The following is an 18,347-nucleotide window of genomic DNA, read 5'->3' as shown; positions in this document are numbered from 1 at the left end:
GTTAATTACCTCCCTTCTTCGCTTCCTTTTCTAACAGCTCAAGCTTGTAACTGATCAAACCATATAAAAGCGCCTTGAACTCTCTCGGCGCCTCATATAGTTCTTGTAATTCTGACGGGGAATATTTGAGCTCGTGCATAGCGTAATAAAGATACACAGTCTCTTTATCCCCGTCCTTTATTAGTTTTTTGCTGCTTCTTCAAGGTCTTCGGGATCATCCTCAAAGCCATTGATCTCAATTGCTTTGTTCAGCCAGTTTGCATATTCACCGCCGACAGAAAGAACACGTTTTGCAACTTCCACCGGATCCTCTGTTTTGTAAGCTTCGCGCAGTTCCTTAGATTTAAAGTTCGGGTAAACAGTCGTTTCAACGGCAATACGAGCATAGAAACGTTGGCTGTCCAAATCCTTCACACGGCCGCGGCCTTTTACATTCTTGTAAGTGGTGTTTTCTTTCTCCAACTCGTCAATTCGTTCTGTCGTGATCGCTTTGAAAATAAATGGTACGATATTTCCTTTTTTATCAACAAAACGTTTAGAGATCGGCACTTTGATTTCTTCGGCTTCGATTGTTTGTCCTGGCATAAAGAATGAAAGATCATATGTTTTTTCGTTTTGTTTTTCGCTCATGTTTATTAGCTCCTTTGGATATTAGATTTAGTTGACTCTTGCCAACAAAAAAAGACAACCGCTATACGGTTGTCTAGTGTATAATTATTCCTGTACATTTGTCCGGCTAACTCAAAGGTGGTCTGCTGGCTAAATCCCCCACGAAAGGGGGTGACGCCTATGTCAACATTTCAAGCACTTACTTTAATGCTTGGATTTGGGATGTTTATCCTCGCACTGTTGACGTATTTAGACAAAGTCGGGTAAGTCAGGGCTTTCACAAGCCCCTTCTCCCCTAAGAACCGTACTTGTCTCTTTCAAGACATACGGCTCAAGCCTTCCATTATCCAAGACAGTTCATTTCCTTTTGATGTCTTTGTATGTGGCAGGATGTATGTATAAGCCTTAGATTCTTGTACTCATCCTTTCCACCAAGATACTTAGGTATGATGTGGTCTACCTCAAGTGATTCTTCGCCAACTAATGATTGTTTACATAGTTCACATTTGAATTTTGTCTTTTTTGCCAACTTTTGCTTACTTAAAGTGTTGAATCGCAAGAACTCTTTCTCATCCCGTTTTTTCCAGTATTCTTTTAGCGTAGGATCATCTGGACTGTTTTTGAATTTCACCATCAGGTGTCGTTTGATTGGTACCCATCTGAATTTCTTAACTTGTTTCGTAGTATCATTTGGGTCGGTTAATATCCATTTATCTTTACTTACGCCAGTGTGATCAGGTCTGAAATATTGCTTCCTAATCCATCCCCACGACTTTCCACTGTGCATTCGTTTAAGGAATTTAACCGTCTTATTGAATACATGATGATCCATTATGCTAAAGGTTTGACTAGCGACTTGGCTTGACCAGTAATTTGCAGCTCCTCTAATGACGGGATTAAGTTTATAAATAAGCTCTCTTACAGGTCTACCTAAGTAAGTTTTAAAAATGTCATTTATAGTCTGCTTGGTCTTTTTAATACTGGCATTGGACGGTTTGATTAGAAGTCTTTTTTCGTCCCTGCCTCTATTCCTTACTTTATATTGTCTGAGATTGAAGCCCAGAAAGTCGAACCCTTCAGTTATGTGGGTGACTTTCGTTTTATCCTCGGCTAATTCAAGCCCTCTTTTCTTGAGATAAGGGGCTAGTAATGTATACATGTTTTCAGCTTCATCTCTTGTTTTGCAAAGGATGACGAAGTCATCGGCATACCTAACTAGCGCATTAGATCCTCGTTTAATATGAATACCTTTGTATTCTATCCCGATCTCCTTTTCCATCCCATGTAAGGCTATATTAGCTAGGAGAGGTGAGACGATTCCACCTTGTGGTGTACCTGTCTCAGTTTCGTGGAATGTGTCATTATTGACATACCCAGCTTTAAGCCATTTATAAATCACATTTTTGTTTGGGAAGTCTTGAATGCACTCTAAGATATACTGGTGATTTAAATTATCGAAACAACCTTTGAAGTCTCCTTCAAAAATCCAAGTTTTGTTGCTCCTCGAATTCAATTTGGTAAACAGATTCTCGATTGCGTCTATGGTGCTTCTTTTAGGCCTAAACCCGTAAGAAGTGGCTTCGAATCGCGATTCCCATTGAGGCTCCAAGGCATTTTTAATGATATTTTGGTAGATTCGATCTTTTATCGTCGGTATTCCAAGAGGTCTTAACTTGCCATTCTTTTTTGGAATATACGTACGTCTAGCAGGTTTGACTTTGTGATGTCGTATTGTCTGTCTACACATTGTATTGTATAGCTTTATTCTTTCTTTAGGTGACAGAACTTTGTATCCATCTACACCTGCGGTGCGTTTCCCTTTGTTTATTTGTGTGATTCTTTTAATTGATAGTAGCAAATTGGCTTTACTTCTTATCATTAGTCGTTGAAGTCGTTTAACTTTCCGTTTTTGACCTAACTGTTCGGCACGAAAAATCCGTTGGCGTAGTCTCTTGACATATTTATTGATGTTTTTCCAATTGATTGATTCCCAATTGGTAATATGTAGAGAGGAAGACGCTGACTTATGTTTTTGATAAGTGTTCATATCTTAACCTCTCTTTTTTAGAGTTCTACTTTCCGTTTTTTCTCGTGTTGAAGACCATGCGGAATTCTGCACGCTTTCACGTCATACCATAGGTACTATCCATCGAGTTATGTTTTCCCCTAGGCTTTCGCCCTGATGGCTTTTGCTTACTCCGCAATCCTTTACCCCCTCCGCATTGTGACTTCTTTGCAGTTGTCCTACTCCTGTATTGGAGAGCGAGTGGGGCTTACCAAGTTCCACTTGTAATAGATACGATAAGGTTAGGTATTTCCTTTACTCCGATAGTTCTGTGGGTCGTATCACTGTGTCTTTTTTAATACACATTTCCTGACTATTCGACAAATGTATCAACGCATTTCATTTGCTAGGTCTGACGAAGATTATAGAAATTCACTTTCGTTTACCATGCCTATCTTTCCCTCGCCCGACTTCAGTGTGCGTTCACCTACGTCTTAGGCTTTCTCTCATGCAACCAACCTTTCGATTACTCAAAAGGCTGTTTCGAGTGGGAATATCCCTTACGACTGGGATAGCGTTTGCACTATTACCAAGCGACTTCTTGTCGCACAAGAAATAGACCACCCTTTGAGCCTGCAAACTTGTAAGGGTTGGTCCATAGCGTACCTTCATAGCCAGCGCTCCACTGAGGAGCCAGCATTTGTACAAGCCGGAGTGCGCCAACACTCCGGTATTTTTATTTTATGCAAAAATCTAATGTTAAAACATCTGTTTTTTTACATTAGTCATCACATAGATGACTAATGTAGTAAAGTATATACCCAGTATATACCGAGTATATACCGTTTGCAATCCAAACAGAGAATTAACTCTTATTATAAATAAGCGGTTAATTAGAACGTATCCTTCAGCTTTTCAGGAAGGTCAAAGTCCTCAAAGGTAAACGGTACCTCTTCCTCTAATGCCTCAGAATCAACGTCAAGCCCTGCAATTTTCGCAGAGTCAAAATTCACATCATACAGCGTGACACGCTCAGTTCCGCGACCGGAAGACGCATCATCCAGCACCGCTTGCAGAGTGAAATACGGATCTTCGCCTTTTTTCACATAATTAAGCATCAGCTGCACAAAGCGGGATGTGACTTTATAAAATGTTGCTGTGCCTGTTCCGTTTGCGCCTGTTGTTTTATGACCGGTCATGCGGCGCCCCATAACGTTGACTTCAGATTTATTTTTCTCCACATTCGCTTCAAATGTTTTGATAAACGCCAGTTCCTCACCGTCCAAGAAAAGGCGTCCCTCTTTACCAGATATCGTATTCTGCGCTTTAAAAGCCACCTTACTTCACCTCCACGTTAAAGTAGAATTTCTCAGCTGCATCAACTGGCTGCACAGCAAGATCAATCAGAAAACCGTCACGATCGCTATTCAGGGCAATTGTGATGTCATTCTCTGAATCAAAATTTGTAATGCCCCCATTATCTTGAAGAACACTCAAGTATTGAGTAATCAACGTTTTCACGAACTGAAGGCCGTCATTTGTAGCAGGGACGTCGCTTCCGCTCGCTTTACGGGACTTAATCAATGCTTTCAATTGTGATGTCAGGTCATTATTGATTGCATCCAGCACACGGACAATTTTGTTCTTTTGAAACATCTTATTTTTCTCTGCTGTTAGGCTTGTGAGTGAGTTAATATCCTTTTCAACTGAAACAGATTTGTCTCGAGAATCATAAGTAAACAGGAATTCCCCATTCGCCAGCCGCTGAATTACCTGGTCATTATCCAATCGTGTAAGGACGTCCACCGCTCCTGCATACTCTACAAACGTAAGCGACTGATTGAACGTAGCACCCGCACTGGCGCCGGCTACCCAAGCAGTGGCTTTTTCCGGAGTGATCTCTGTTCCATCTTCAAGCAGAACCCCACCTGTGACATTGATAATGCCTTCGTGATCACCTTTGTAATTAGAGAGTACGCCTTGAACCTTTAAGCCTTGATTGTCTCTCAGCCGTTTGATGAATGCGACAAACGTTGCTTTCAATTGCTCGTTATCCTCAACAGGCAGCGCGATTGTGTCAAAGTATTCAGTTTCAGCCGCTTCCAAGAAAGCAGTGTAATCAGCATTTGTCGGTGTCTTGTCTGTTCCACCTGACAAGCGGATTCCGGAAGATGCCGGAAGATCCCCGCTGACGTCCTCCGGAGCTGTGCCTGTTAGTGGAATAGAAACTGTTAAATCCCCTTTGCCTGTAAACTCGACAAACTTATTTGCTTTCAGTTCCTCAGCTTTGGATACCGTTTGTTTATCCACTTCTGACTGATCAAGGTAGGTTGTGACATCAACTTTTGAAGAATCAATAACGTTTTCTGTAATTCTGATAATGATGTCATTTCCTTTAGTTCCGCCATAAAGAGCGGTTGCTTTCACGCCTTCACTAATGTCTGCTTGTGCGCGTAGCCCCTCCGTCAAACGGTAAAGCAAGACTGTACTTGCCTTCTTCATTGCCTCACGTAAAAGCAAAAGTGATGGATCATCGATGTTAAGCCCCACTTTTTTATTCAAATCCTCGATGGAAGAGATAGAAATGAATTTCTTAACCTCTCCCCAGCTGGATGCTATCGGCAGCGCAACTGTCCCGCGTTCACCAACTGATACACGATCCTCTGCGGTCGTTTTAAAGTTAAAATAAATACCGGCCCGCTCTTTTTCCTTGCCGACTGTAAATGTTCCGCCGTTCATCTATTTGACCTCCTTCTGAAGAAACTGAGTGATCAGCTTCTTCGCTTCTGATTTAGTGATGCTGTTTTTTTCTACATGAAAAAGAGCACCGTCAAACACCTCGGGCTTTACCCCAAAGAGCTCTCGACTGTGCTCTCGCAATTCCTTAATATAAAAAGCGTTTTCCACTTTCTCTTTTTTAGTGGCCATCATTTCACCCCGCTTGTAAAATCAAAGTTTTCAAGAGAAGGATGCTGTTCTCGTTCATACCAATAGCGACTCGTCCAATTTAGAACAACGCTCGCATAATCATCTGAGATACGGGTTTCTATACGTGATAAGCGAATAAAATCCCCCGTATCTTCACCAGATTCCCGTATGAGCGGAATTAATCCCCTCTTACTTCTAAGTGTATCCGCAATCCTTTCCGCTTCGTTATGAGCCTCCTGCGCGTTTTCGTGAAAGAGTTTCACGTTTAAAACATAGGATTTTTGAAACGTAGATACTGTGTCCACCCCATCGACTGTGGAAGCCGGTGGAATGTAAAGAGATGGGACAACAAAGTCCTGCGGTATTTCTTTTTCATACACTTGTACAGGATACAGTTTGTATAGGTAGCCCATAATTGAGCCCACTTCTTGATTCATGGCAGCACCGCCTTAAAATTCTTCATCGATCCACTGCTGCAGCTTCCGCTCAAGGCTTCTCTCAAACATTAGTTCAAAGATGGCCATAGCATTATCCCAAAAGCCTGATCCATCAACCCATTGGAATTTCAGCAGCATTCCGGTTTTGGCAGCAGGATCATATTCGAACCGTTCACCCTTCCAGCGTCCGGGGACCCACCGGCGATCCTGATTTTTAGACGGATCAATTGTAAAGTGACCATCATTCACATATGAGGCGTACTCCAGATTTGTTCCGACATCCAGTTTTAAGCTGCCTGATGACATTGAAAAAATATTGTCCTGGTCACCTTTCTGAAAGGAATTGAGTAAGCGGCGGGTGTCCACGGTCTTTGTCCTGATGATCTCATCTTGGATGGTATCTAAGAACTCAAAACCCATTGCTTCAAGCCACTGCTCATATTTCCTCTTCAGTCCCCCTCGAGAAGCCCGGTCTAATGATTGTATGAACTGATCGAGACCCCTAATTTTCATAAGTATTCCAACTCCCGGACTGCCGTCACTTCCCAATGATGATTCTTGATCTTGCGCGGCTTTTGTAATTTATAAGCTGTACCTTCCCAAATAACCCTGTCGTTCAAGCGAATATCTGCAGAAGCTGGGAAATGGACCAGAAATGATTGATATATGGTTGTGTTCGGTTCCAGTTGCACAATGGATTGGTTCTTTTCTGTGAAGTAACACGGCTGTCCCGCTATATCTGGAACTTCAGGATATGAAAAAGCCGGCTGAACATCTTCAACCGGCACCCCAAAGGATTGTTTTTTGTTTTCTGCTTTCTCCTGCAGATGATAAACGTCGCATCGATGAGTTAATAAAGATCGATAGCTCATATGGACCTCATTCGCATTTTTACTTCTGTACCTTCCAAACTTGGCTCAGATGGTACAACATAATCTTTAATGAGTGTGTAGACGTCTGGTTTTTGAATAGAGCTGCCGTTCCCAAGAGAATATGAATAGTCACCGATCTTCTCGGTTGTATATCCTTTGGTGATTGACTCATCAGAATTAATTAACGCGAAATACTGCGCCATTTTTAATAAAGCCAGCCGAACCGTTTCAGGGAGCGGATCATATTCTGGGCCAGAAAAATCATGGCCAACTTGATAGGTTATTTCAGCTATAGCTTCTATGATGTCCTGAGTAAGAAGAGGATCAGGCCGATCCCTTACAGAATCAAAAACAGTGTAATCCTTTAGGTCAGCAGGTGTGATTAACACGCCGCTCACTCCCCGCTTTGTTCTTGATGATTAAGGATGAAGGCAATTCTTTCGTCTGCGTTTTTGAAGTCAGACGGATTGCCACCAAGATTAGAAATAATGGTTTCATGTTCCGATTTTTGCATACCTTTCAATTGAGCTTCTGTATATTTTATCGGTTCTTCACCGCCATTATTCTCGCCTTGCACCTCATTTACTTCGAAGGCTTCGTTTTGCTTCAAGTAAAGATACAATTTTCTTGAAACCGGCTGTTCTTCTCCGATTTTAAAAACTTTGTCCATTACGTGATAGTTCTTGCCTTTAATGAGTTTAGCTGTATACATAGCTCCTCACCTACTCTTTCACTTTCACAATTTTAGCCACAGCATCTTCCTCTTCGAATGTGCTGTCCAGCTTAGCTGTCAGGACGATAACAAACATACGGCGGCGGATGTCCTTATCAACTTCGATTCTAATATTACGAGAGAATCCAAGAATGATATTTTTCGGATGGGTAAGGATAATGTCTGAAACGTCAGTTGTCGCATCAGCTTCACCAATCGTGTAAGGCTGCATATTAGAAATTCCTTTAACCGGAATACCAAAAGCAGAGGAAAGGCCACCTTGAACAGCTGCATCCCCTAGATTTGTTTGACGATCAGCCACACGATCTTTCCACTCGACCTCAAGACCAGGTGAAGTATAGAAACGGAAATCCTGCGGAATCCGCAAATATTTAGAAGGCACAGCTTTTACACCCTTCTTAAAGGTTGCTCTTGTTAGTTCCTCACCGTTTACGTCCACGATATGAGAGACTGCTTGTTTGCGGAGACCATCCAGCTGCGCCAGATACGGATCAGATGAAGTTTTATCACCATTGACGATTAACTCCTCAATATCAACAGCAGCTCGTTCTGCTAAAATTTGCATGATTGTATTTTGCAGGCCTTCTTTTTCAATGTTGTTTTCGAGTGTATCGTATGTGAGGTTAACTTCAGCAATTACTTCTTTTGTGCTTAAACCAACTGTGCTTGTAGTAGGTACTGCTTTTTGATCTGTGGTCAATCCCTTACCTTCTTGAGCAGCTCTTAAAATACGCTGACCAAAGCCGATTTTTTCGATTTTTTGAGTATCATGATCCATAGGAATGACACGCGCATCCTTTAAAATAGTTGGCGCATCTTGAACCATGCGAATAAATGCACTAGCCTGGGTAGGGTTCATTAAGCCGCCTGTATTTAAACTGGACAGCGTCATTTCTGCTTTTCTAATTGCCTCTTGGTTTGTCACTTCATTTCCTCCTTATGAAAAAAGTCAGGGTTTAAAGGAGCCCTGACCAGATTGATTTATTTACTTGTGTCTCAGTTTCGGAAGTTGTTTCATCTTGTTTAGAAATCCCGCGGCTTTTTTCAATCGCTTCAATACGATCAGCGAGCGGTTGAACAGCGTCTGTGATGGCTTTTTTCAACTTCTTAGCCTCTTCTTCCTCAGTTGCTTTTTCCTCGTCTTTCTTCTTTTTAGGATCCTCATCTTTTTCTAATTCTGCGAGCTGCTTCTTAATTGGCTCTAATGCTTCTTCGATGGATTTTGCTACATCCTCTGCGTTCATTTCTTCCTCTCCTTCCGTCTCCACCTGACTCAGCAAATTGCCGAGAGCAGTATGAGCGCTTTTAATTTCTTGTAAGTTTGAAGCGGAAAACTTTCTGCCCGCCTTTTCAACTGGCTCTTCATATGATTGATGTTGTTTTCCAACAAAAAAGTTTTTGAGCAAATTAAAAAGCCCTTTCTCGTCGTGTTTTTCTTGAGAAACAGGCTTTTCTTTTTGTTTTGCAATATCCGCGATGCCGGCCATTGAATAACCAGTGATCTCGCCTTTCTTGATTTCCTCCCATATTTCCTCGGAGGCTTTTGTCACAAGGACCCAGGATCCTTTTTTGATGAGTTCCCCATTCATTTCAAAGTCTGCAGGTGCGACATAGGACTCTACCACTGCGCCAACGCCACCCTGAAAGTCATGCTGCTTATCAATTTCACGGGCATCTTTCAGGAAGCCATGAGCGGCCTTTTCGATTTCAGCAGCAGTCATGAAATCCCCGTGAGCGTCCACTGTATCAGGCTCATATACGATACCGTACACAAGTTTTTGCTCGTCCGCTTCTTTCGCAATGACTTTGACTTCTTTTTGAAAGTCCGGCTGTTTTTCTGACTTCATAAAAAAGAATTGCTTTTGATTAGCAGCCTTGTCTACATAAGAAACATGCGTGATTTTTGCATTCACCAATTCTCTTGGCATGTCTTCACCCCCTTCCAAGCCAAAATTCTTTCGCAATTTGTAATTGTTTTTTTGCTATAAGACATTTTTTAAGAAACTCATTTGCTTGGTATTTTTTCAGTTTCACTACTTTAAATTCATTATATATTTCATTCAAAGTATTAAGTGCTTTAGCCAAATCATCCGTTATAGCTCTCTTAACCCATAATGTCATAATAATATCGACGTCATCTTCAAGATTTTGTTCACCAATTGAATTTGCAAAGTCCCTCAATTCAGATGAAACCAAAAACCACGAATAAAGTATTGCCTCTTTAGGGGTTTTTGTATTTTTTTTAATTTCTTTCAGTTCATTAAGTGTCAATAGCGGCATTTTTTCATCATCATTTTGATCAGCCTCGGTTTGTTCATCTCCGTGCTCCTCATCAGTTTTATCGCTCTTAGATTGTATTTTTTCTTGTAGATTTTTATCGTAGTGATTGAGTCCCTCGTCAGCTTCCTTTATAAGCTTATCAAAGGCGATTTCAACATTCCCCACTTTTAAACTGAAGAGTCTATTCTCGATTATTTTTTTCAAACTTCCCCTGATAGCAAACACGATTATTACTGTGGCTAAAGGCCAAGACGTTAGTATTGTTTTAACGATATCCATATTATTCTCCAATCTATTTTCATATGGAGATTATACTATTTTATTCCATGTTTGCTAAGGCTTCTCTGCGAATCTCTTCTTTTTCCTCAGCTGACAATCCTAAAATCTCGTCATCTACCACAGGAGACAAAACACAATGACAATGAACTCGCTCTCCTGCTGACAGTTTAGGATCCCTCGGAAACATGCAGGTCTCGCTGCTACCTGGTATCTGAAATTCTTCATCTACTCCAATTACTGTGCCATCAAGATCGATGTGATTTTCACGCGGGTTGTTCTTCTTCCCGCCACTGTGCCGCCATTTCTTTTTCTTTACTGCCGGCGATTGTGCATATGATTCATGCTGAGCGGCAGAGGAAGCGGCAAGCACTTCAGTTATTGCCGTGGTACGTGCCCGGTCCCTATCAAACTGAGCCATATCTTTGAGAGTCAATTCTATGTCCTGTATGGACGAACCGTCCTCAATGGCTTCTGTCAGTACGTTTTCCACTGCCTCATGAGTATTCAGCTTCATGATCTTGGCCAGCTTTTCCGACCAACCTTTGATCCAATCCGCCGCCCTGGTTGATAAAGCTTCAAATGGGACATCCGGATCCAATGAATCCATTATCACTTCAGCGAGCTCCTCGACGGTCTGCTGCAGAAATCCCTCGGTAAGCTCTTGAAATTCTTCCTCGAACTCATCCTCAGCAAATAGGTTCTGCGTAAAAAACACCAGAAGGGCTTCCAGCGTCTCTTTTGAATCTTTGCCTATAAAACCATTCAGACCTTCTAAAAACTTTTTACGCTGGCGTCTGAGCAATCTGGCGATGCCTTTCTCATATTCTTCGACGAATCCGGGTATCTTAGAAAGGCCGGGGAAATTAGGTACGACCTTCACGAGCTTCTCTTTGTCATCTTCCTCGGCTTTTTGAATAAAGGCATTTAAACTCTCCAGCAGCTTATCCGTTTTGTTCATCGCTTTAGATCCTCCAGAACATCCCGCATGTCTTTTAGTATGCCGATTACATTAGGAGTGCCGCTTTTAGACTTAAAGAGCGCAGCCAACGGATCAGAAGCGGGCGCCGCGGTATTTTTACCTATCGGCCTGCTGTACTCTTCCTCTGGCCATTCTTCAAGTGTCTTACCAAGAATACGTCCAGCAAGATCACGCAGATCATTCGGTGAGACTGCTCCAGCATTAATAAAAGGAGTCAGAACCTTTGCTATCTCGATAGGATCCCGGAAATCCGGTCCTCTTAACTGCAGCTCAACCTTATGAATTTCAAGATCATTTAAGAATAAAGCATTCAGCTTACCTGTGATTAATTTTCTTTCCGGCTGAAATACTTGTTCCTCAGTGATCTTTCTGGCCGTGTCAGCTGTCGCCTTGTTATAGTCCTGGGCTTCGCCAGTATAGAGCGGCGGCAACCGGAAGGCGGAGCGGAGCTTGTCCCTGCTCTTTTGATCGTATTCAAGAAATAATGCGTCTTGCTGAAGGATTTCAGCCAGTGACTTGATTTCCACTTTAACTGGCGTGATTTCCTCATCACCTTGAATGTTTTTCCCCTTGGCTATCCCTTCCGCTTCAAGCAAAAGGAACTTATGAGCGTTTTCCACACCTTCAAGACCGTTCATATAGTCCTGCAGTTGCTTATATGAGTCTTCAGACAGCATTCCATTTTCAATGGTTATAGCAGCGGGAACATGCCGGCCCTGTTTGAAGTACATGAAATTCAACTCTTCAGCCTTACGCGCGCCGTATAAATTGACGATGTGGCCAATCCACCGCGGCTTCCCGTATGCTCCGCTCCCTATTTTAAAATGCACAACCTCATTGGCCTGCTTTTCAAAAGGAGTCTTTTCATCATATTCTCCTGTTTCGGAATTCAAGATTCGAGGGTCTCCGTATTCTTTGAAAAACACCCTTTTTCCATTGATGATCTGCACATATTTTCGGAAGCGTTTTTGACGCAGCATCTTCTTTAATTTACCTGACTCAAAATAATTGTATGGGACCTCTATAGGTTCTGATAATGAGCAAACTCGGACATACTCAGATGCCATATGTTCAATGCCAGCCGGTTTCCCGGCTCCGTCTCGGATCACTTCTATATATCCGTTGCCGGTCTTTTCCCGGTCTTCTATGCTAAAGCCGAGTAATGTTTCAGCTGATTCATCAAAATGAATATACTTGATGAATTCTTCAAGCTGCTGCCATTCTTTATCCGCTGCCGTTTTTTCTGCAGAATCCACTTCATCAGAATTGATATCCTTTGAGTATTTCATCTCGAAGCCGAAGCCTACTATATTGGTCTTGTAGGCATCCACACACTGCTGTAAGATCGTCGAATACTCTGCGATGTGTTTAAGCTCTTTCAGGTTATACGGCGGGGGTATGATATTCTCTCCGTACATTTCCGCAAATTCATCTTCATAAATCTGCTTTGTTGTTTCATTAGGCGGAGCAGCTTTAAATACTCGCGCTTTAACTGTAGATTTACTCATTCACTTCCCCCCTTTCTCTGCTTCGTGGTCTTGACCGTTTAGGTCTTCCTTTTGATTCTTCTTTCAGATCGGTTACCTCGTAATCATCAAGCGCGTACCATATCGCTGAAAGTGTATGCGGGTCTATGGTGAACTCATCTTCTATGATATGGCCCAACTTATCTTTAGCGTAGGTGAGCGGCTTCAGCTCATAAATCGTATTCTCACATCGAGCAGAACATATGATTTTCTTGAACCGCTTGATCTTCTTTGTATATTGAAGGCGGGATCCTTTATATTTGTGGGCGCCCACCATGTTGAATCCTTGCTGCTGAAAATATCGGATTGTTTTGGGTTCCGCTGAGTCCGCCTTAATTAACTCCTTGGTCTCAGCAAATTCACTTAGTTCTTCAGCCGTCTGGTCGTCCGTCATTCCATTTTTGTAATACTCCCAATAGATATACAGGTATTTCTTTTCGTGGTCCACAGCGAGCCGGACAACGGCGTTGTATGACTCCTCAAAACCAAAGTCCATGCCTACCCGTTTAAGCGGACGGTTAATATTAGCGATTGCTGTCATAACCTCTTCATGTGGCCTCTCTTCAAATTGAGGCAGCACACGAACCCCATTCACACCAAAATGACCTTTCCGCGCAATTCGGTAAAGGTCTGGATCGTATTCTTTCATTTCATCAAGCTGCTCCACATAGCTTTCCGGAAGAAATAGATTATCGTCCGCTGTTGAGTGGTGATAATAGGTGTTGTTAATTACGACAGTCCGCTTTTCGTATAGCTCTTTATCATCGAGCACAAACCGTTTTTGGCGGTCATCTTTGAAGAAATGCTTATATGTCCAGTTATCTTCTCCGACCGGGTTTGTTGAAAGAATCATATGAAGCGGCAATGTCGGGTGACGCAGACGTCCAAGCAACTCCTTGAACCCCTCATACTTCACCTCAGAACATTCCTCAATCCATATAAGAGAAACGTTATTGATTGATTTCAGTTTGGCCGGCTTATCCAACCCTTTAAATATGATCCGGCCTCCGTTTGGAAAGCGGATCTGCATAGGTGAAGAAACGCATCTAACAATATGATCGATCTCAAGGTCATTGATAATTTCATCAAAGAGGGAAAAAGTTGAGTCCCTGTGTGTGTCGTATACTTCCCTCACGACAAGAACGGTCCGCTTCTCTTCAAGCAATTTAAGAACAATCTTGAGCGCCACATGATAACTCTTCGAGGATCCATAACCGCCGACTAAAAACTGAAACTTTTGATTCCAATCAAAAAGAAAATCTTCAAAGTGTGGATTTACTTCCTTGTTAATCATTTGCCCTCTTCCTCACGCTTATGCTCAATAGTAATGTGAACAGAATTATCGACTGAACGGGCTGTGAGCCTTTCAAGTTCTGCCTGTTTGGTCTCATTTGTAAGATAAATACCACGCAGCTTCAGCTCGTGCTCATCCATGGATCGAATCATTTCGTATTTCTGGCGGATTGCTTTTAACCGCTTATCCGTGACGCGTGTCATCGCTTCTTCCAAACGAAGAATCTTATCTACACTCGGCTCAGATACCTCTTCAATTTCAGTAACGACAAGGCGCTCATTCATAAGTGCCTTGTGCTTCACTAAACCGGTTTTCTGGTCCTTGGTCGGCACGATGTCTTTTACCTTTCGCAATTGCTGAAGGACGCGGCGTTGCGTTTCATTCAAGCCGTTTTCTATTTTGCTTATTCTCTGCATCATCCGCCGCTCCCGAAGGCTGAGCTCCCTTATTGTTAGATCAATTTGATAGAGCGGGTCTGTTTCGATCTGGCCAAACAGTTCTTTTTCTGTATCATCCATGAAATCAAATAAGATTGATTCATACTCACCAGTTCGCACAGAGTTTTTATTTCCTTTAGGAGCTGCACCGCCTCTATTCCCTTTGGCGTTTTGATTGCCAGGCGGCGCCTTTCCTCCCTTATTTCCTTTGGCGTTTTTACTTCCTTTTGGAGCACCAGGGCGTTTAGTAACGTTACCATTGGGTTTATCATTTTGTTTAGTAACGTTACCATTCAATTTTTCTTCCCAATGATCTTGGTTTTTCCACTTACGAATAAGTGAAGGGGAGCAACCGAGCTCCTCAGCTATTTCTTTTAGCAAGCGGGTTCCGCCGCTTTCTTTCCAAAGACGGAACGCTTCATCTCGTTTAGGATCTCGTGGTCTCGGCATTACATCTCACCCACCTCCGGACCTCATAATTAAGTTTGAGTTTGTTTTTAAGAAATCAAAAAGGGCCTTGTAGGGCCCTTTAGATTATTTACCTAGAACAGTCTTTATTTGTTGTAGAGTTAAATAAATTTCATTAGTCTCTTTGCTTACTTGTGACCAACGCGATAGTAACTCATTATAATAACTTATTCTATTTCTATGGGAGTTTAATTCAATTTTCCCTTCTTCCAACAGGTCTCTCATTTCCGAATACAGACCAGCTCTTTTTACAACATAGTTTACAAAGCTATAATGATAAGGTTCTTCATTACCATCAAAACCTTGGAAAAGAACATCTCTTTCTGAAATTTCGTCTTTTTCTTCCTCCGTTAAGTTCTCGTAACTAAAATATAGAGTTCTATACATATTCAGAATATCGAAAACTTGGCGTGTAATAATTTCAGGAAACTCATCTTCAATCTCTCCACAAACTTCACTATAAAAATATGAGAATCCATTATAGAGAATATCAATATTTTTTTCATATTCATCAGAATTCTGTGGATCTACTCTTTTTAGAATTTCCATTTGGTTGATCAATATTGCTCGTTGCTCTTTTGTGAACTTTAGTGTCATATTACATTTCCCCTTTAGTCTAGTTTTGTTATGAGAACTAGGTGCTAAACATAAGTATTCCGACCTTTGCCTCATCTATCTAGATTATATATACAAATACTAGAAATGATAACCAGACTATGAAAATTTTAAATTTCCTCATCTTTCTGAAGCTCTATATCAAGTTCTATGAGCTTTTTTAAATCGTCCACAGTATTCACCTTGATATGGCCACTTTGGAAGTCTTTGACCCACTGGGCAATACCTGCTTGAATAATTTTTCGGTATTTCTCTTTTGATTGACTGATGTTCTCTAACAACTCGGCACTATGCAGGAGCAGGAGATTTTCTTTTTCATCGTCAGAAAGGGAACATATGTTTCTATTTTCTATTGCCATCCTCCCTGTCCTCCATTACAATATGAGATGAGAGCGTGATGTTTTCCCACAACGCGGCCGCGTCTTGATCACGCTCTTTGACAGGGAGTCTATCTCTGTTTAGAGAGGGAGGGTGTTATCAGCACCCTCTTTTTCCAATAAAAAAAGTCCTATTTAGGACTTGTTTTTTTGGCGAAGTTCAAATTTGGTAATTCATAGATGTTATAAAGAATAAAATCTATAATATTTAAATATTGTAGGAGTTCCCTTGTTTTAGGTCTTACAATTTCATGAACTGTCTCATTTCCAATATCTCTAATTTGATTCAGTATATTTTTCTGTTTTTCATCGATTAAGTTTCTCTTTTGAAGTTCCTCTATCTTTTCAAACAAACTTAAATTCACCATTACTGGGTTGTTATCTTTATCTAATACTGTTTCTCCTCTTCTCACCTTTGGTTTTTTATCAATCCCATTCACTTTACATATTGATTCGATTATCATTCTAATACCTGTATTACATAATAAATTCATTCGGTGTTTATAAGCATTTATCGTTTCATTTCTAATTCCACTTATTAAATTAGGTAAATGATCGAACTCGAATTTTTCATTAAATTGCAATAACTGTTCAAGAGTATCCTTCTTCGGCTCTTCTGGATATACAGTATACTCCTCAAAGTATTCTCTATCAGAATGATAATTTGGACCAATTAGGTGAAACATATCCTCATCGCCATACTTTTTTAAAAAGGCGATAGTATCACAACCTCTGCATTGAACTATAGAATATTCCTCAAAAAATTCTATATCTACTTCATCATAATCTAAATGACTTATCACATACTTAAATTCATGACCGTGTTCATTAGTAACTATATGATGATTTGTTCTTCTATTACATATTCTGCAGAATAATTTCTCAGGCACTACGTTCATAGATTCCACCCTTTTTAGAAAAATAATAACATTTTTCTAAATGTATTATTAACAATTATAAAAACCATTGTTTATAAATCTGCTCCGCTATCCCCTTCATCATCAAGGGTGGCACGCTCATGCCACAGACATACTGCACTGAAGCGTCCATGAAATCATAATCTAAGGGGAACGACTGCATCAAAATAATATCTCGTTCAGAGATATAATAAGGCTCGTCATATCGGACAAAGACAGAACCACTTGCAAGAGTAGGCGGCACCAGACTGTTTTTCACTAAAATGGTATTGAAATTAGATTCTTTCCCTTCTGTCCTTTTCGTTATGTCACCTATGTTGCTATCTGATGGCCTTCTCTTCACCCATCTCCTATACAATTTTGATGTCTCTTTCAATCGGGAACCTCTCCCGCTCCTAAACTCTTTATAAGGGATAGGCCGCTCATTAAACGAGAGCTTTAACTGAGGTAAGTTCAGATCTTTTCTTCGGCCAATAAAAAAGACCCGCTCTCTTCTTTGCGGGACTCCCATTGTGGCAGCATTCAACAAAAACACCTGAACATCGTACCCGATTTCTTTCGCTCTTTCTATAACAAGCTTCACATATCCTTTCGCTTTGCCAATGATCATGCCTTTTACGTTCTCGGCTACAAAAGTTTTTGGTTTCAGTCTTTCAACTGCATCCAGGTAATCAAAGAACAAATCATCAAGCGACTGCTTGGCCTGTCCCTCTCTGAAAGCTTTTTCCTTTCCCCAAGCATCCTCACGATCACCAGCCATTGAAAACACGCTACAGGGAGGAGATCCATCGAAAATATCCAAATCGAATAATTCCTCCGGCAGATCGTCCAATTTGTTGAATTTCCTGATATCCATTAAAAACGAGTATTTAGGATTGTGATTCTTTCTATAGATTTTCATCATTTGCGGATCAATTTCACAGTTTCCGAGAAGGTTATATCCAGCAAGCTTGTAACCCATGGAGGAACCGCCACCACATGAAAACGTACTAAAAACCTTCAATCCGTTCTGCTCAACATTTTTCAGATCAGACAGATACCATCTATAACTGTTCATTATTGCTCACCTACTCATTAAAAGAGAATCCACATTTAGGGCAGGTATGTTCAAATTGATCCTCTTCGTAATCATCAAGATCGATTTCATGATTATCGGTAACCTTCCCGCCTTTCCCCGCATGCTCTGTCAGATCTTCTAAAATACTTTCTAGTTCGCCTTCTGAAAAGCCGGTGAAGGTCAGATCAAAATTATTTTCTTCAAGCTCTCTTAAAACTTGTTCGAGCTTATATTCATCCCAATCGCCGCCTGTTTTGTTTAGTGCAATATTTAAGGCTTTTTCCTCGTTATCATCGAGATTCACCACCGAAACAGTAAGCTCTGCAGGGTTATTCTCCATATGTATTTTGAACCTCTGATGGCCACCTACAAGGTTCCCTGTTCTTTCGTTCCAAACAAGCGGCTCGACATTACCGAACCGTTCAATGGATGCTTTTATTCTTTCATAATCGGGATCGCCTGGCTGAAGGTCAATCCGAGGGTTGTAAGGAGCAGGGTTTATTTTTTTAACCGGAATAGATTTTATTATCATGT

At 41.2% G+C, this 18,347-nt stretch carries 24 protein-coding genes; 1 reads left to right on the top strand and 23 read right to left on the bottom strand.

The features are described 5' to 3' along the window. Position 1: 1 nt before the first annotated feature. Both NSQ09_RS06710 and NSQ09_RS06705 read right to left on the bottom strand, forming a co-directional pair. Entirely contained in the window at positions 2–139 is a 138-nt protein-coding gene (locus NSQ09_RS06710) for a hypothetical protein (protein WP_014112408.1), read from the bottom strand. Between the two features lie 41 nt (positions 140–180). Continuing rightward, on the bottom strand, positions 181–630 hold the full coding sequence (locus NSQ09_RS06705; protein WP_341030705.1) for a phage tail assembly chaperone: 450 nt from the start codon (positions 628–630) through the stop codon (positions 181–183). A 159-nt stretch (positions 631–789) separates the two neighbouring features. Here NSQ09_RS06705 and NSQ09_RS06700 point away from each other — a divergent pair, with 159 nt between their 5' ends. Continuing rightward, positions 790–876: a putative holin-like toxin gene (locus tag NSQ09_RS06700; protein ID WP_341032495.1), complete on the top strand. Its 87-nt coding sequence runs from the start codon at positions 790–792 to the stop codon at positions 874–876. A 76-nt stretch (positions 877–952) separates the two neighbouring features. Here NSQ09_RS06700 and ltrA read toward each other — a convergent pair whose 3' ends face one another. The 21 genes from ltrA to NSQ09_RS06595 form a co-directional block, all read right to left on the bottom strand. Next, positions 953–2,656, bottom strand: a complete 1,704-nt coding sequence (gene ltrA / locus NSQ09_RS06695) for a group II intron reverse transcriptase/maturase (protein ID WP_065118570.1) — start codon at positions 2,654–2,656, stop codon at positions 953–955. An 851-nt stretch (positions 2,657–3,507) separates the two neighbouring features. After that, on the bottom strand, positions 3,508–3,951 hold the full coding sequence (locus NSQ09_RS06690) for a phage tail tube protein (protein ID WP_014112406.1): 444 nt from the start codon (positions 3,949–3,951) through the stop codon (positions 3,508–3,510). A gap of 1 nt (position 3,952) precedes the next feature. After that, entirely contained in the window at positions 3,953–5,353 is a 1,401-nt protein-coding gene (locus tag NSQ09_RS06685; protein ID WP_186453314.1) for a phage tail sheath family protein, read from the bottom strand. Continuing rightward, entirely contained in the window at positions 5,354–5,545 is a 192-nt protein-coding gene (locus NSQ09_RS06680; RefSeq protein ID WP_341030701.1) for a hypothetical protein, read from the bottom strand. Continuing rightward, positions 5,542–5,979, bottom strand: coding sequence for a phage tail terminator family protein (locus NSQ09_RS06675; protein WP_341030700.1), 438 nt, complete (start codon positions 5,977–5,979; stop codon positions 5,542–5,544). The genes NSQ09_RS06680 and NSQ09_RS06675 overlap by 4 nt, the downstream gene beginning before the upstream one ends. A gap of 12 nt (positions 5,980–5,991) precedes the next feature. Continuing rightward, the gene (locus NSQ09_RS06670; RefSeq protein ID WP_341030698.1) at positions 5,992–6,492 is read right to left on the bottom strand and encodes an HK97 gp10 family phage protein; all 501 of its coding nucleotides are present in this window, start codon (positions 6,490–6,492) and stop codon (positions 5,992–5,994) included. Then, entirely contained in the window at positions 6,489–6,851 is a 363-nt protein-coding gene (locus NSQ09_RS06665; RefSeq protein WP_341030697.1) for a YqbH/XkdH family protein, read from the bottom strand. The genes NSQ09_RS06670 and NSQ09_RS06665 overlap by 4 nt, the downstream gene beginning before the upstream one ends. Continuing rightward, a complete protein-coding gene (yqbG, locus tag NSQ09_RS06660; RefSeq protein WP_341030696.1) occupies positions 6,848–7,240 on the bottom strand; it encodes a protein YqbG in 393 nt (130 codons plus the stop codon). The genes NSQ09_RS06665 and yqbG overlap by 4 nt, the downstream gene beginning before the upstream one ends. A 5-nt stretch (positions 7,241–7,245) precedes the next feature. Then, the gene (locus NSQ09_RS06655; protein WP_341030694.1) at positions 7,246–7,563 is read right to left on the bottom strand and encodes a YqbF domain-containing protein; all 318 of its coding nucleotides are present in this window, start codon (positions 7,561–7,563) and stop codon (positions 7,246–7,248) included. 10 nt (positions 7,564–7,573) lie between these two features. Further along, complete coding sequence (locus tag NSQ09_RS06650; protein ID WP_272515787.1) at positions 7,574–8,509, bottom strand: phage major capsid protein; 936 nt, start codon at positions 8,507–8,509, stop codon at positions 7,574–7,576. Between the two features lie 31 nt (positions 8,510–8,540). Then, positions 8,541–9,512, bottom strand: a complete 972-nt coding sequence (locus NSQ09_RS06645; RefSeq protein WP_341030689.1) for an XkdF-like putative serine protease domain-containing protein — start codon at positions 9,510–9,512, stop codon at positions 8,541–8,543. A gap of 4 nt (positions 9,513–9,516) precedes the next feature. Next, positions 9,517–10,143, bottom strand: coding sequence for a hypothetical protein (locus tag NSQ09_RS06640; protein ID WP_289859349.1), 627 nt, complete (start codon positions 10,141–10,143; stop codon positions 9,517–9,519). Between the two features lie 40 nt (positions 10,144–10,183). Next, complete coding sequence (locus NSQ09_RS06635) at positions 10,184–11,101, bottom strand: phage head morphogenesis protein (protein ID WP_341030687.1); 918 nt, start codon at positions 11,099–11,101, stop codon at positions 10,184–10,186. Next, positions 11,098–12,630, bottom strand: coding sequence for a phage portal protein (locus NSQ09_RS06630; protein ID WP_086352725.1), 1,533 nt, complete (start codon positions 12,628–12,630; stop codon positions 11,098–11,100). Before NSQ09_RS06630 ends, NSQ09_RS06635 begins: the two co-directional genes overlap by 4 nt. Then, positions 12,623–13,942: a PBSX family phage terminase large subunit gene (locus tag NSQ09_RS06625; RefSeq protein WP_179189317.1), complete on the bottom strand. Its 1,320-nt coding sequence runs from the start codon at positions 13,940–13,942 to the stop codon at positions 12,623–12,625. Before NSQ09_RS06625 ends, NSQ09_RS06630 begins: the two co-directional genes overlap by 8 nt. Beyond that, positions 13,939–14,829: a phage terminase small subunit gene (gene terS, locus NSQ09_RS06620; RefSeq protein WP_341030685.1), complete on the bottom strand. Its 891-nt coding sequence runs from the start codon at positions 14,827–14,829 to the stop codon at positions 13,939–13,941. Before terS ends, NSQ09_RS06625 begins: the two co-directional genes overlap by 4 nt. Positions 14,830–14,913: 84 nt before the next feature. Continuing rightward, positions 14,914–15,444 carry a YfbU family protein gene (locus NSQ09_RS06615; protein WP_341030684.1) on the bottom strand — a complete coding sequence of 177 codons (531 nt, stop codon included), beginning with the start codon at positions 15,442–15,444 and terminating at the stop codon, positions 14,914–14,916. 128 nt (positions 15,445–15,572) lie between these two features. Beyond that, positions 15,573–15,821 carry a hypothetical protein gene (locus NSQ09_RS06610; protein ID WP_019713103.1) on the bottom strand — a complete coding sequence of 83 codons (249 nt, stop codon included), beginning with the start codon at positions 15,819–15,821 and terminating at the stop codon, positions 15,573–15,575. A 149-nt stretch (positions 15,822–15,970) separates the two neighbouring features. Further along, on the bottom strand, positions 15,971–16,738 hold the full coding sequence (locus tag NSQ09_RS06605) for a DUF4145 domain-containing protein (RefSeq protein WP_272515793.1): 768 nt from the start codon (positions 16,736–16,738) through the stop codon (positions 15,971–15,973). 55 nt (positions 16,739–16,793) lie between these two features. Beyond that, positions 16,794–17,813 (bottom strand): DNA cytosine methyltransferase, encoded by a 1,020-nt coding sequence (locus NSQ09_RS06600; protein ID WP_326247381.1) that lies wholly within the window; start codon positions 17,811–17,813, stop codon positions 16,794–16,796. Between the two features lie 10 nt (positions 17,814–17,823). Beyond that, on the bottom strand, positions 17,824–18,345 hold the full coding sequence (locus NSQ09_RS06595; RefSeq protein ID WP_272515795.1) for a ParB N-terminal domain-containing protein: 522 nt from the start codon (positions 18,343–18,345) through the stop codon (positions 17,824–17,826). Positions 18,346–18,347: the final 2 nt, after the last annotated feature.

This window comes from Bacillus sp. FSL W8-1202 (assembly GCF_038006165.1).
Lineage (GTDB): Bacteria > Bacillota > Bacilli > Bacillales > Bacillaceae > Bacillus > Bacillus subtilis.
This window is presented reverse-complemented; position numbering and strand designations above follow the sequence as displayed.

Excerpts from the sequence above, each read along its gene's own strand:
- NSQ09_RS06710 (WP_014112408.1), bottom strand. The coding sequence starts at position 139 with ATGCACGAGCTCAAATATTCCCCGTCAGAATTACAAGAACTATATGAG.
- NSQ09_RS06705 (WP_341030705.1), bottom strand. The coding sequence starts at position 630 with ATGAGCGAAAAACAAAACGAAAAAACATATGATCTTTCATTCTTTATG.
- NSQ09_RS06700 (WP_341032495.1), top strand. The coding sequence starts at position 790 with ATGTCAACATTTCAAGCACTTACTTTAATGCTTGGATTTGGGATGTTT.
- ltrA (WP_065118570.1), bottom strand. The coding sequence starts at position 2,656 with ATGAACACTTATCAAAAACATAAGTCAGCGTCTTCCTCTCTACATATT.
- NSQ09_RS06685 (WP_186453314.1), bottom strand. The coding sequence starts at position 5,353 with ATGAACGGCGGAACATTTACAGTCGGCAAGGAAAAAGAGCGGGCCGGT.
- NSQ09_RS06680 (WP_341030701.1), bottom strand. The coding sequence starts at position 5,545 with ATGATGGCCACTAAAAAAGAGAAAGTGGAAAACGCTTTTTATATTAAG.
- NSQ09_RS06675 (WP_341030700.1), bottom strand. The coding sequence starts at position 5,979 with ATGAATCAAGAAGTGGGCTCAATTATGGGCTACCTATACAAACTGTAT.
- NSQ09_RS06670 (WP_341030698.1), bottom strand. The coding sequence starts at position 6,492 with ATGAAAATTAGGGGTCTCGATCAGTTCATACAATCATTAGACCGGGCT.
- NSQ09_RS06665 (WP_341030697.1), bottom strand. The coding sequence starts at position 6,851 with ATGAGCTATCGATCTTTATTAACTCATCGATGCGACGTTTATCATCTG.
- NSQ09_RS06655 (WP_341030694.1), bottom strand. The coding sequence starts at position 7,563 with ATGTATACAGCTAAACTCATTAAAGGCAAGAACTATCACGTAATGGAC.
- NSQ09_RS06645 (WP_341030689.1), bottom strand. The coding sequence starts at position 9,512 with ATGCCAAGAGAATTGGTGAATGCAAAAATCACGCATGTTTCTTATGTA.
- NSQ09_RS06640 (WP_289859349.1), bottom strand. The coding sequence starts at position 10,143 with ATGGATATCGTTAAAACAATACTAACGTCTTGGCCTTTAGCCACAGTA.
- NSQ09_RS06635 (WP_341030687.1), bottom strand. The coding sequence starts at position 11,101 with ATGAACAAAACGGATAAGCTGCTGGAGAGTTTAAATGCCTTTATTCAA.
- NSQ09_RS06630 (WP_086352725.1), bottom strand. The coding sequence starts at position 12,630 with ATGAGTAAATCTACAGTTAAAGCGCGAGTATTTAAAGCTGCTCCGCCT.
- NSQ09_RS06625 (WP_179189317.1), bottom strand. The coding sequence starts at position 13,942 with ATGATTAACAAGGAAGTAAATCCACACTTTGAAGATTTTCTTTTTGAT.
- terS (WP_341030685.1), bottom strand. The coding sequence starts at position 14,829 with ATGCCGAGACCACGAGATCCTAAACGAGATGAAGCGTTCCGTCTTTGG.
- NSQ09_RS06615 (WP_341030684.1), bottom strand. The coding sequence starts at position 15,444 with ATGACACTAAAGTTCACAAAAGAGCAACGAGCAATATTGATCAACCAA.
- NSQ09_RS06610 (WP_019713103.1), bottom strand. The coding sequence starts at position 15,821 with ATGGCAATAGAAAATAGAAACATATGTTCCCTTTCTGACGATGAAAAA.
- NSQ09_RS06605 (WP_272515793.1), bottom strand. The coding sequence starts at position 16,738 with ATGAACGTAGTGCCTGAGAAATTATTCTGCAGAATATGTAATAGAAGA.
- NSQ09_RS06600 (WP_326247381.1), bottom strand. The coding sequence starts at position 17,813 with ATGAACAGTTATAGATGGTATCTGTCTGATCTGAAAAATGTTGAGCAG.
- NSQ09_RS06595 (WP_272515795.1), bottom strand. The coding sequence starts at position 18,345 with ATGATAATAAAATCTATTCCGGTTAAAAAAATAAACCCTGCTCCTTAC.